At 49.3% G+C, this 11,837-nt stretch carries 8 protein-coding genes, 10 tRNA genes, 3 rRNA genes and 1 other RNA gene (1 of these 22 running past the window's edge); 2 read left to right on the top strand and 20 right to left on the bottom strand.

Annotated features, from left to right (window positions below; genetic code table 11):
• The 19 genes from VJ374_RS00205 to tadA all read right to left on the bottom strand — a co-directional run.
• Positions 1–24: transfer RNA gene (locus VJ374_RS00205), tRNA-Pro, on the bottom strand (it extends 53 nt beyond the left edge of the window).
• Between the two features lie 5 nt (positions 25–29).
• Positions 30–103 (bottom strand) — tRNA-Arg (locus tag VJ374_RS00200).
• 6 nt (positions 104–109) lie between these two features.
• Positions 110–196: transfer RNA gene (locus VJ374_RS00195), tRNA-Leu, on the bottom strand.
• Between the two features lie 21 nt (positions 197–217).
• Positions 218–292 (bottom strand) — tRNA-Gly (locus VJ374_RS00190).
• A gap of 7 nt (positions 293–299) precedes the next feature.
• Positions 300–383, bottom strand: a tRNA-Leu gene (locus tag VJ374_RS00185).
• Positions 384–390: 7 nt separating this feature from the next.
• Positions 391–466 (bottom strand) — tRNA-Lys (locus tag VJ374_RS00180).
• Between the two features lie 23 nt (positions 467–489).
• Positions 490–565: transfer RNA gene (locus VJ374_RS00175), tRNA-His, on the bottom strand.
• An 11-nt stretch (positions 566–576) separates the two neighbouring features.
• Positions 577–652 (bottom strand) — tRNA-Thr (locus VJ374_RS00170).
• Between the two features lie 8 nt (positions 653–660).
• A tRNA-Phe gene (locus VJ374_RS00165) sits at positions 661–736 on the bottom strand.
• 10 nt (positions 737–746) lie between these two features.
• Positions 747–822 (bottom strand) — tRNA-Asp (locus VJ374_RS00160).
• A 79-nt stretch (positions 823–901) separates the two neighbouring features.
• Positions 902–1,017 (bottom strand): 5S ribosomal RNA (gene rrf, locus VJ374_RS00155).
• Between the two features lie 46 nt (positions 1,018–1,063).
• Positions 1,064–3,976 (bottom strand): 23S ribosomal RNA (locus VJ374_RS00150).
• A 167-nt stretch (positions 3,977–4,143) separates the two neighbouring features.
• Positions 4,144–5,720 (bottom strand): 16S ribosomal RNA (locus VJ374_RS00145).
• Together the 16S, 23S and 5S rRNA genes with 10 tRNA genes alongside form the textbook arrangement of a ribosomal RNA operon.
• Before the next feature lie 332 nt (positions 5,721–6,052).
• A complete protein-coding gene (locus VJ374_RS00140; protein WP_023469883.1) occupies positions 6,053–6,271 on the bottom strand; it encodes a YaaL family protein in 219 nt (72 codons plus the stop codon).
• Positions 6,268–6,867, bottom strand: coding sequence for a recombination mediator RecR (gene recR, locus VJ374_RS00135; protein WP_023469882.1), 600 nt, complete (start codon positions 6,865–6,867; stop codon positions 6,268–6,270). The genes VJ374_RS00140 and recR overlap by 4 nt, the downstream gene beginning before the upstream one ends.
• Before the next feature lie 18 nt (positions 6,868–6,885).
• Positions 6,886–7,206, bottom strand: coding sequence for a YbaB/EbfC family nucleoid-associated protein (locus tag VJ374_RS00130; RefSeq protein ID WP_029343040.1), 321 nt, complete (start codon positions 7,204–7,206; stop codon positions 6,886–6,888).
• 18 nt (positions 7,207–7,224) lie between these two features.
• Positions 7,225–8,910, bottom strand: a complete 1,686-nt coding sequence (dnaX, locus tag VJ374_RS00125; RefSeq protein WP_035409912.1) for a DNA polymerase III subunit gamma/tau — start codon at positions 8,908–8,910, stop codon at positions 7,225–7,227.
• Positions 8,911–9,005: 95 nt separating this feature from the next.
• Positions 9,006–9,272, bottom strand: an RNA gene (gene ffs / locus VJ374_RS00120) — signal recognition particle sRNA large type.
• Between the two features lie 48 nt (positions 9,273–9,320).
• On the bottom strand, positions 9,321–9,827 hold the full coding sequence (tadA, locus tag VJ374_RS00115; protein ID WP_035409909.1) for a tRNA adenosine(34) deaminase TadA: 507 nt from the start codon (positions 9,825–9,827) through the stop codon (positions 9,321–9,323).
• 108 nt (positions 9,828–9,935) lie between these two features.
• On the opposite strand from tadA, the gene VJ374_RS00110 reads away from it, so the two are divergent.
• Together VJ374_RS00110 and VJ374_RS00105 are read left to right on the top strand one after the other, a co-directional pair.
• On the top strand, positions 9,936–10,565 hold the full coding sequence (locus VJ374_RS00110; RefSeq protein WP_035409906.1) for a deoxynucleoside kinase: 630 nt from the start codon (positions 9,936–9,938) through the stop codon (positions 10,563–10,565).
• Complete coding sequence (locus tag VJ374_RS00105; protein WP_023469877.1) at positions 10,562–11,239, top strand: deoxynucleoside kinase; 678 nt, start codon at positions 10,562–10,564, stop codon at positions 11,237–11,239. The genes VJ374_RS00110 and VJ374_RS00105 overlap by 4 nt, the downstream gene beginning before the upstream one ends.
• A gap of 73 nt (positions 11,240–11,312) precedes the next feature.
• Here the strand turns inward: VJ374_RS00105 and VJ374_RS00100 are convergent, their stop codons facing one another.
• Complete coding sequence (locus VJ374_RS00100; protein WP_329469673.1) at positions 11,313–11,777, bottom strand: DinB family protein; 465 nt, start codon at positions 11,775–11,777, stop codon at positions 11,313–11,315.
• Between the last annotated feature and the right edge of the window lie 60 nt (positions 11,778–11,837).

Genomic DNA, 11,837 nt, shown 5'->3' with positions numbered 1-11,837 from the left:
TCTACCAAGCTGAGCTACTTCCCGAAAAGTGCACCCTGAGAGATTCGAACTCCCGACCCCTTGATTCGTAGTCAAGTACTCTATCCAGCTGAGCTAAGGGTGCATCATATGGTGCGGTCGAGAGGACTTGAACCTCCACGATGTTGCCACCACTAGGCCCTCAACCTAGCGCGTCTACCGATTCCGCCACGACCGCATAATGCTATTCAAATATAAATGGAGCGGAAGACGGGATTCGAACCCGCGACCCCGACCTTGGCAAGGTCGTATTCTACCACTGAACTACTTCCGCATATAAATGGTACGGGTGAAGGGACTTGAACCCCCACGTCAAAGACACTAGATCCTAAATCTAGCGCGTCTACCAATTCCGCCACACCCGCATAAAAATGGTGTGTCATGCAGGATTCGAACCTGCGACCCTCTGATTAAAAGTCAGATGCTCTACCAACTGAGCTAATGACACATAAATGATATGAAGTTGAAAAATGGGGCGACTGATGGGAATTGAACCCACGAATGCCGGAATCACAATCCGGTGCGTTAACCACTTCGCCACAATCGCCAAAATAAAAATGGTGCCGGCAACAGGAGTCGAACCCGCGACCTACTGATTACAAGTCAGTTGCTCTACCAGCTGAGCTACACCGGCAAAAGAAATGGTGGCTTTGGACGGAATCGAACCGCCGACACAAGGATTTTCAGTCCTTTGCTCTACCAACTGAGCTACAAAGCCGATATTAAAATGGCGGTCCTGACGGGATTCGAACCCGCGATCTCCTGCGTGACAGGCAGGCATGTTAACCGCTACACCACAGGACCGTTTAAGTATAAGGTGACGACTTCTATAATGATAAAACATCTATGTAAGTCTGTCAATTGTTTTATTAAAAAAACAAAAGCCTGGCAACGTCCTATCCTCACAGGGGGAAGCCCCCAACTACTTTCGGCGTTCAAGTGCTTAACTTCCGTGTTCGGCATGGAAACGGGTGTGACCACTTGGCTATCGTCACCAGACGACGGGCTCGCGCCCTCAAAACTGAAGTCATCAACAAGCATCTGCTAGAACAAGGCCTCGACCGATTAGTATCACTCAGCTCCACATGTCGCCATGCTTCCACCCGTGACCTATCTACCTCATCGTCTCTGAGGGGTCTTTCTTGATTACTCAAAGGGAAATCTCATCTTGGAGGGGGCTTCATGCTTAGATGCTTTCAGCATTTATCCCGTCCGCACGTAGCTACCCAGCGATGCTCCTGGCGGAACAACTGGTACACCAGCGGTGCGTCCATCCCGGTCCTCTCGTACTAAGGACAGCTCTCCTCAAATTTCCTGCGCCCACGACGGATAGGGACCGAACTGTCTCACGACGTTCTGAACCCAGCTCGCGTACCGCTTTAATGGGCGAACAGCCCAACCCTTGGGACCTACTCCAGCCCCAGGATGCGATGAGCCGACATCGAGGTGCCAAACCTCCCCGTCGATGTGGACTCTTGGGGGAGATCAGCCTGTTATCCCCAGGGTAGCTTTTATCCGTTGAGCGATGGCCCTTCCATGCGGAACCACCGGATCACTAAGCCCGACTTTCGTCCCTGCTCGACTTGTAGGTCTCGCAGTCAAGCTCCCTTCTGCCTTTGCGCTCTACGAATGATTTCCAACCATTCTGAGGGAACCTTTGGGCGCCTCCGTTACTGTTTAGGAGGCGACCGCCCCAGTCAAACTACCCGCCTGACACGGTCCTCCAGCCGGATCACGGCTGCGAGTTAGAGACTCTATGCATGAAGGGCGGTATCCCAAGGGTGACTCCTCCGAAGCTGGCGCTCCGGGCTCGACGTCTCCCGCCTATCCTGTACATCATGCACAAAGCCTCAATATCAGGCTGTAGTAAAGCTCCATGGGGTCTTTCCGTCCTGTCGCGGGTAACCTGCATCTTCACAGGTACTATGATTTCACCGGGTCTCTCGTTGAGACAGTGCCCAAATCGTTACGCCTTTCGTGCGGGTCGGAACTTACCCGACAAGGAATTTCGCTACCTTAGGACCGTTATAGTTACGGCCGCCGTTTACTGGGGCTTCGGTTCAAAGCTTCGCTTGCGCTAACCCATCCCCTTAACCTTCCAGCACCGGGCAGGCGTCAGCCCCTATACGTCATCTTGCGATTTAGCAGAGAGACCTGTGTTTTTGCTAAACAGTCGTTTGGGCCTATTCACTGCGGCTCTACATGTGTAGAGCGTCCCTTCTCCCGAAGTTACGGGACCATTTTGCCGAGTTCCTTAACGAGAGTTATCCCGCGCGTCTTAGAATTCTCATCTCGCCTACCTGTGTCGGTTTACGGTACTGGCGCCTTCCCCCTCACTAGAGGCTTTTCTTGGCAGTGTGAAATCGTGACCTACGTCCCTACGGGACTCCGCATCGTTCCTTGACTGTGGTGCCTGACGGATTTGCCAATCAGACGGTCTTGAAACTTGCACATGCACTTCCATCCGCATGCGTCACTATCCTCCTGCGTCCCCCCATTGTTCAAACGGTGGATCGGCGGTACAGGAATATCAACCTGTTATCCATCGCCTACGCCTTTCGGCCTCGGCTTAGGTCCAGACTAACCCTGAGCGGACGAGCCTTCCTCAGGAAACCTTGGGCTTTCGACGGAGGGGATTCTCACCCTCTTTTCGCTACTCACACCGGCATTCTCACTTCCAAACGCTCCACTGCTCCTTCCGGTACAGCTTCACAGCGGTTTGGAACGCTCCCCTACCATTCCTTACGGAATCCGCAGCTTCGGTGGTATGTTTAGCCCCGTTACATTTTCGGCGCGGCGCCACTCGACTAGTGAGCTATTACGCACTCTTTGAATGGTGGCTGCTTCTAAGCCAACATCCTAGCTGTCTAGGCAGCGCCACATCCTTTTCCACTTAACATACACTTGGGGACCTTAGCTGGCGGTCTGGGCTGTTTCCCTCTTGACTACGGATCTTATCACTCGCAGTCTGACTCCCGAGTATAAGTTGCTGGCATTCGGAGTTTAACTGAATTCGGTAACCCTGTGGGGGCCCCTAGTCCAATCAGTGCTCTACCTCCAGAACTCTCAACCTCGAGGCTAGCCCTAAAGCTATTTCGGGGAGAACCAGCTATCTCCAGGTTCGATTGGCATTTCACCGCTACCCACCTCATCCCCGCACTTTTCAACGTGCGTGGGTTCGGACCTCCAGTCAGTGTTACCTGACCTTCATCCTGGACATGGGTAGATCACCTGGTTTCGGGTCTACGACAACGCACTGAACGCCCTGTTCAGACTCGCTTTCGCTACGGCTCCGCCTCATCGGCTTAACCTCGCGCGTTATCGTAACTCGCCGGTTCATTCTACAAAAGGCACGCCATCACCCGTTAACGGGCTCTGACTACTTGTAGGCATACGGTTTCAGGATCTATTTCACTCCCCTTCCGGGGTGCTTTTCACCTTTCCCTCACGGTACTGGTTCACTATCGGTCACTAGGGAGTATTTAGCCTTGGGAGATGGTCCTCCCGGATTCCGACGGGGTTTCACGTGTCCCGCCGTACTCAGGATCCACTCTGGAGGGAAAACAGTTTCAGCTACAGGGCTGTCACCTTCTTCGGCCGACCTTTCCAGGTCCTTCACCTACTGTCTTCCTTTTTGACTCCGTGTAGAGTGTCCTACAACCCCGAAGAGCATGCTCTCCGGTTTGGGCTGTTCCCGTTTCGCTCGCCGCTACTCAGGGAATCGCATTTGCTTTCTCTTCCTCCGGGTACTTAGATGTTTCAGTTCCCCGGGTCTGCCTCACGCTACGCTATGTATTCACGTAACATGTCCCATCCCATTACAGATGGTGGGTTCCCCCATTCGGAAATCTTCGGATCAAAGCATACTTACTGCTCCCCGAAGCATATCGCTGTTCGTCGCGTCCTTCATCGGCTCCTAGTGCCAAGGCATCCACCGTACGCCCTTCATACCTTGATCTAGCGTTGGTATTCTAAGAACACACGTCTTAAATGACATGGTTAATTAAAAGTTTGATGTCTTGTTGATGTCTTCAGTTTTCAAGGTGCGAGTGTCTCTTGCGAGACTGAGAGACGAGCTCTCAAAACTGAACGATGGGCATGTCCCGTAAGGGACGTTTTCCTTAGAAAGGAGGTGATCCAGCCGCACCTTCCGATACGGCTACCTTGTTACGACTTCACCCCAATCATCTACCCCACCTTCGACGGCTGGCTCCTTACGGTTACCTCACCGGCTTCGGGTGTTGCAAACTCTCGTGGTGTGACGGGCGGTGTGTACAAGACCCGGGAACGTATTCACCGCAGTATGCTGACCTGCGATTACTAGCGATTCCGACTTCATACAGGCGAGTTGCAGCCTGCAATCCGAACTGGGAACGGCTTTATGGGATTGGCTCCACCTCGCGGTCTCGCTGCCCTTTGTACCGTCCATTGTAGCACGTGTGTAGCCCAACTCATAAGGGGCATGATGATTTGACGTCATCCCCACCTTCCTCCGGTTTGTCACCGGCAGTCTCCCTAGAGTGCCCAACTGAATGCTGGCAACTAAGGATAGGGGTTGCGCTCGTTGCGGGACTTAACCCAACATCTCACGACACGAGCTGACGACAACCATGCACCACCTGTCACCATTGTCCCCGAAGGGAAAAAACTTGATCTCTCAAGCGGTCAATGGGATGTCAAGAGTTGGTAAGGTTCTTCGCGTTGCTTCGAATTAAACCACATGCTCCACCGCTTGTGCGGGTCCCCGTCAATTCCTTTGAGTTTCAGCCTTGCGGCCGTACTCCCCAGGCGGAGTGCTTAATGCGTTAGCTTCAGCACTGAGGGGCGGAAACCCCCCAACACCTAGCACTCATCGTTTACGGCGTGGACTACCAGGGTATCTAATCCTGTTTGCTCCCCACGCTTTCGCGCCTCAGCGTCAGTTACAGACCAAAGAGTCGCCTTCGCCACTGGTGTTCCTCCACATCTCTACGCATTTCACCGCTACACGTGGAATTCCACTCTTCTCTTCTGTACTCAAGCCTTCCAGTTTCCAATGGCCCTCCCCGGTTGAGCCGGGGGCTTTCACATCAGACTTAAAAGGCCGCCTGCGCGCGCTTTACGCCCAATAATTCCGGACAACGCTTGCCACCTACGTATTACCGCGGCTGCTGGCACGTAGTTAGCCGTGGCTTTCTCGTAAGGTACCGTCAAGGTACGAGCATTACCTCTCGTACGTGTTCTTCCCTTACAACAGAGTTTTACAACAGAGTTTTACGATCCGAAAACCTTCATCACTCACGCGGCGTTGCTCCATCAGACTTTCGTCCATTGTGGAAGATTCCCTACTGCTGCCTCCCGTAGGAGTCTGGGCCGTGTCTCAGTCCCAGTGTGGCCGATCACCCTCTCAGGTCGGCTATGCATCGTCGCCTTGGTGGGCCGTTACCCCACCAACTAGCTAATGCACCGCAAGGCCATCTCAAGGTGACGCCGGAGCGCCTTTCATCACCGGACCATGCGGTCCGTTGAACTATCCGGTATTAGCTCCGATTTCTCGGAGTTATCCCAATCCTTGAGGCAGGTTCCTTACGTGTTACTCACCCGTCCGCCGCTCATTCCACTGCCTTCCCTCCGAAGAGTTCCGTCAGCTTCCTGCGCTCGACTTGCATGTATTAGGCACGCCGCCAGCGTTCGTCCTGAGCCAGGATCAAACTCTCCATGAAGTGTTTGACTTGCTCGTTGTGTGACCGAAGTCACGATTGACGAAGCTTGCGCTTCATTCGTTTTTGTATTCCGTAGAATACGATTTTTGCCTCATCGTTCAGTTTTCAAAGTTCGTCCGCGCGTGTTTTGGCGACTCAATTAGAATACCAAGTCTGAAACAAGAAGTCAACAACTTTTTTGAAATTGTTTTTTACTTGTTTGCCGTAAGCGCTCGTCCTCTTAAGGACATGAATTAATATATCACGATAATTAGATAGGCGCAACTACTTTATTAAAATAACTTATAGTTTTTTTAGAGCATGTAAAAACCGCAGACAAGAATGGCTGCGGTTTACTTCATCATCAATGAGACGCGTCTTCTTTTTGCTTCGCTTATATAGAAGAAATACAGTGATTCCGCTAACTTCATTTGTGCTTCTAAATCACCATAGTCATCATAGCTGATTTCTAAGAGATGACGCTTCATCAAATAATCTTCTTTTGCTTTTGCTAATTCTTCTAACAAACGCTGGTCGTACTCACTGCGAATCTTCTTTCGAAACCAACTCATAGTTCGCGACGTCCCTCCATTGCACGAGATAACGTCACTTCATCTGCGTATTCAAGATCTCCACCAACCGGAAGACCATGGGCAATCCGAGTGATCCGAATACCCGTCGGTTTTAAGAGACGCGATAGATACATCGCTGTCGCTTCTCCTTCGATGTTCGGATTGGTTGCTAAGATGACTTCCGTAATCGCTTCGTCCGCTTGAAGACGTGTCAGTAGACTAGATACATTGATATCCTCTGGACCGATCCCTTCCATTGGACTGATCGCTCCATGTAAGACATGGTACAACCCTTGGTAATCTCGCATCTTTTCCATTGCAATGACATCCCTTGAATCTTGGACGACACAGACGATCGTACGGTTTCGGTGTTTATCTGTACATACATAACAAGGATCTTGATCCGTGATATTCCCGCAGACGCTACAGTAGGCAATATCGCGCTTCGCACTGACCAATGCCTTTCCGAACATCAAGACATCGTCTTCTTCCATATCAAGGACATGAAACGCTAGACGAACTGCTGTCTTCGGACCAATCCCCGGTAGTTTTGTAAAACTTTCGATCAAACGACTAATCGCTTCAGGATATTGCAAGTGGTTTCCTCCTACGAATTAAAACATTCCCGGCAGATTCATACCTTGTGTGAATTTCCCCATTTTACTTGAGACGAGTTCATCGACTTTCTTCAAAGCATCGTTCGTTGCAGCTAAGACGAGATCTTGAATCATTTCAACGTCATCTGGATCAACGACTTCTTCTTTAATGATGACATCTACGATATTTTTATGACCATCGGCGACGACTGAGACCATTTCTCCTCCTGCTGTACCTGTCACTGTCAAATCTTTTAATTCTTCTTGTGCTTTCGCCATATCCTTTTGCATCTTCTGCATCTGTTTCATCATATTATTCATGTTTCCCATTCCGCGCATCTGTATTCCTCCTCGAATTTAATCTTCGAACTCTACGATATCACCAAAACGACCAAGCGTCTCGGACAATAACTGATCGCTCTCCGATTCTTGTTTTGTTTCCTTCTCTTCTATACTACTACTATTTCGCTTAGCAACAAACTCTGCCTTCAGTTCATGCCAATCGTTTGAGAGAATCGCTAAAATTTCGCGCTTGACGCCGCATATTTCATATAATGCTTCCTCAATCACGAAACGTGTTCGTTCATTGGTCATGACTTGCTCGAAATGCCATCCCTTACCGTCATCGAATTCGATCAATAGCGTATCCGCAGAGCAGAGAACCGGTTTACTTTCATGAAGCAACGAGTAGATTGGTCCATCTTCTTTTAGAATCCACTTTAGGATATGATCCCAGCGTTCCTGAATCTCACGCAACTGGGCTTTTTCTGCTCGTTCTAGCATTTGGCGAATCCGCTCTTTGGCGATTCGAACGGTTGGTCGTCCTTGTTTCCGCTTCGGCTGCGCTTGTGGTGCAGCCGCTTCTTGAGCTGGAACACCATTCGACTTCCACTGATGCATCTGTTCCTTCATTTCGCGGACTTCCTGCTGCAACGCTTGGACGATCTGCCCCGTCGTTCTTCCTTGTTCCGCGATTTGAATGAAGGCAATCTCAACGAGGACCCGCGGATGATTCGTTAATCGCATTTGTTGTTGGCAGTCATGTAACTGATCAATGATCGTAAAGCATGTCTCTGCTTCAATCGATTCAACGAATTGTTTGAACTCATCCGTCGGGCGAGCACGCTCTAGCAAGTCGACAGCTGTAGGAGAGGCTTTCAATAATAAGGTGTCTCGGTAAAAGAAGACAAGATCCTCAACGAAACGTTTTAAATCTTTTCCCGCTCGTTGCATCGTCTCAAGCGTCTGTAACAACTGGTCGACTTGATGTTCATGCAAGGCACGGGCAATGTTTAGTAATGCTTCATCTTCTACTGCCCCTGTTACTTCAAGAACAGCAGCATCGTTCAAATCACCGTTTGAAAAAGCAACCGCTTGGTCGAGTAGACTCAGTGCATCACGCATGCCACCATCCGCTGCACGGGCAATCAATCGTAAGGCCGTATCCGAATACTCGATCGATTGATCTTTTAAGATATATTGCATCCGTTCTACAAGTTGATCGACTTCATGCCGCTTTACATCGAAACGTTGGCAGCGGGAGATGATCGTCGCTGGGATTTTATGTGGTTCGGTCGTTGCTAAGATGAAGATGGCGTGTGCCGGCGGTTCTTCTAGTGTTTTAAGCAGTGCATTAAAGGCGCCTGTCGACAACATGTGTACTTCATCAATGATATAGACTTTATAGGCTGCTTCTGAAGGGGGATATTTGACTTTATCCCGGATTTCCCGAATTTCATCTACGCCGTTATTGGAAGCGGCATCGATTTCGAAGACGTCTGGACTTGATCCTTCCGTGATCGCAAGACACGTGGGACACGTATTACACGGTTCTTTGACCGGAGCATGCTCACAGTTGATCGCTTTAGCGATGATTTTGGCAAGACTCGTTTTTCCCGTTCCACGAGGACCCGAAAATAGATAGGCGTGGGACATGCGTCCCTCCATCAATGCATTTTGGATCGTACGGGTGATATGCGCTTGTCCAACGACTTCGTCGAAACGTTGCGGACGGTATACGCGGTATAGTGCTTGATAGGCCAAGTTTGCGCCTCCTCTTTTTAAGTTCCTCATTCTATTTTACCTAAAAAAGTCTACAACCGAAACCGGCTGTAGACTTGTCTTTAAAAATTAAACTGCCGCGCACCATATTCTGAAATATGTTCAACATGCGTTACTCACGCAGCCTGCTCAGTCCAAGCACCCCTGCAACACACAGAGAGCACCACTTAAGGCTGCTTCCTTCCGGACCTGACCTGGTTCATGGGTATCTGTTGCGCAGGACTCAAACGTCAACGCTACTTACGTGAGGCAGACCACACCAATCATATCCCTCGACATGGAATTCAGTCTCGCTATAGCGGATTGCGAGTGACAGGGAACCGCTACATCCCCACCTAGCACGGCAAATGGTTTATCGATTTTTAGTGGCACCTTGTTTCAGTGCTTTTTCATTATACTGTTTCATCTGGTGTGATGCAACCCATTGCCCGCTTTCGTGCTTTCTTTTTCGCACGTAGTTCCCGAAAGAACGTCGTTAGCATCTCCCCACACTCTTTTTCTAATATACCGCTCGTCAACTGTGAGACATGATTGAACCGATCGTCTTGCACCAAGTTCATCAGTGTTCCACAACATCCACCCTTCGGATCGACGGCACCAAAGATGACATGTTCGATCCGTGACAGCATGATGGCACCCGCACACATCGGACACGGTTCGAGTGTCACGTAGAGCTCACACCCTTCAAGTCGCCAGTTCCCGAGCTTTCGGCAAGCTTCCTCAATCGCGATCAACTCGGCATGTGCCGTCGCCTGTTGATCCGTTTCCCGGTGATTGTAACCCGTCGCGATGACTTCATCGTCTTTGACAATGACACATCCAATCGGAACTTCTCCGATCTGTTCTGCCTTTTTTGCTTCTTCGATCGCAAGTCGCATATAGTGTTCCTGTCGTTCCATCGATGATACTCCTCACTCTAAAAAAATTCTCCTTTTGAAACTTCAGCAAGCCGTACTTCTTTGTGCTAAAATATAAATTGCACTTTGCTGAACGGAGGGTCATTGTATATGTTCATAACGGTTGAAGGACCGATTGGTGTAGGCAAAACATCACTTGCGAACGCCATCAGTCACCATTTCTCTTTTTCTATGTTACGCGAAATCGTCGAAGAAAATCCCTTTCTTGGAAAGTTCTATGAAGATATCGAAGAATGGAGCTTCCAGACGGAAATGTTCTTCTTGTGCAATCGCTTCAAACAACTCGATGATATCGAACGTCATTACCTCAGTAAACAACGCTCTGTCGTTGCTGATTACCATATCTTTAAAAACTTAATCTTTGCACACCGCTCTCTCAAGGTAGAGCACCTCGAGAAGTACCAACAAATCTATTCGATCCTGACGACGGACATGCCGAAACCGGATGCTGTCATCTACTTGAACGCAAGCATCGACACCTTGATGAAACGTGTTGCGCTACGCGGACGAGAAATCGAAGAAAATATGTCACGTGCTTATCTCGAACAATTGGCAGAGGATTATGAGACATTCGTCACGGAATATCAAGCCAAACATCCGGAAGTCAAAATCATCCGTTTCGACGGGGATGCACTCGACTTCGTCAAGCGACCGGAAGATCTCGAGTACGTCTTGACGACGATCCGGAACGAATTATATGAAGGAGCGAACCACGTATGAACTTGAAGCTACGCGAAAAATACAATATCCCGGCAGATGCCGTCATTACGATCGGCGGTATGGTTGGGATCGGTAAATCAACGATCACAAACGGATTGGCAGATGCCCTTGGTTTCCGGACGTCACTCGAAAAAGTCGATACGAATCCTTACTTGGATAAATTTTATCATGATTTCGAGCGCTGGAGCTTCCATCTCCAAATCTATTTCCTGGCTGAACGCTTCAAGGAGCAAAAACGGATTTTCCAATACGGTGGTGGTTTCATCCAAGACCGTTCAATCTATGAAGATACAGGAATCTTCGCTAAGATGCATTTCGAAAAAGGAACGATGTCTCCAACGGACTATGAAACGTATTCAAGTTTATTTGACGCGATGGTCATGACACCATTCTTCCCACACCCAGATCTTTTGATCTATCTCGAAGGTTCGTTCGAGCAAGTCCTTGAACGGATTCGTCTTCGCGGACGTGAGATGGAGCAACAGACTCCAATCGAATATTGGGAAGAGATGTATGAACGCTATACGAACTGGATCAACAACTTCACGATTTGCCCGGTACTCCGCTTGTCGATCGACGAATACGATTTACTGAACGAGCCAGAATCGATCGACCGGATTCTCGCGAAGATTGAAAAACAACTTGAAGTTGCGCGCATTGCCAATACACGATAAATGATCAGATCTGCCTCTTAGGCAGATCTTTTTTTGAGCAAAAAAAGGAGACGCGTTTCGCATCTCCTTCGCATTAACCAATCACTTGATTGATTTGTTCCATATGGTGTAGATCATGTTGAGCCATTGCTCCGAGGAACTGACCGATCGTTAATTCCTTGTCTTTAATGACGACCTTGTCCTGCAGGCGATCTTCTGGAATCAATTCGACTGCACGGCGCAATAAGTCACGGCTGACTAAAAACTCATCAATCGTCAAGATCCGTTGCTGCTCACGGCTCATTTTCGCCGCTTCTTCATTGACGGCTTGGCTATCCGGCGCGACACGGAATGGTTCACCCGCGAGCAAGTACGGGATGCGCTCTGCGACCATGAAACGATCCCATGGTGATAAGTGACCAATGATCTCAGCAACCGTCCACTTACCTTCCGCATACGATGTCCGCCATGCTTCTTCTGAAATCTGTTCTAAGTCTTTTACATATGTCATCGTCATCGCATAATGCGAAAGCAACGATTCTTTTGTTTGTTCGTTCATTTCGTCCACCTCTTCTTCGTTTTTCACGTAGGCAACCATAGCATGCACGAAGAAATCGAT

The organism is Exiguobacterium sp. 9-2 (genome assembly GCF_036287235.1).
In the GTDB taxonomy this organism is placed as follows: Bacteria; Bacillota; Bacilli; order Exiguobacteriales; family Exiguobacteriaceae; genus Exiguobacterium_A.
The sequence above is the reverse complement of the archived record's forward strand: the minus strand, read 5'-3'. Positions and strand labels throughout refer to the sequence as shown.

What these genes read in the sequence shown, in the direction of transcription:
- VJ374_RS00105 (WP_023469877.1), top strand. Translation starts at nt 10,562, where the DNA reads ATGAACTTGAAGCTACGCGAAAAATACAATATCCCGGCAGATGCCGTC.
- VJ374_RS00110 (WP_035409906.1), top strand. Translation starts at nt 9,936, where the DNA reads ATGTTCATAACGGTTGAAGGACCGATTGGTGTAGGCAAAACATCACTT.
- VJ374_RS00140 (WP_023469883.1), bottom strand. Translation starts at nt 6,271, where the DNA reads ATGAGTTGGTTTCGAAAGAAGATTCGCAGTGAGTACGACCAGCGTTTG.
- tadA (WP_035409909.1), bottom strand. Translation starts at nt 9,827, where the DNA reads ATGGAACGACAGGAACACTATATGCGACTTGCGATCGAAGAAGCAAAA.
- VJ374_RS00130 (WP_029343040.1), bottom strand. Translation starts at nt 7,206, where the DNA reads ATGCGCGGAATGGGAAACATGAATAATATGATGAAACAGATGCAGAAG.
- VJ374_RS00100 (WP_329469673.1), bottom strand. Translation starts at nt 11,777, where the DNA reads ATGAACGAACAAACAAAAGAATCGTTGCTTTCGCATTATGCGATGACG.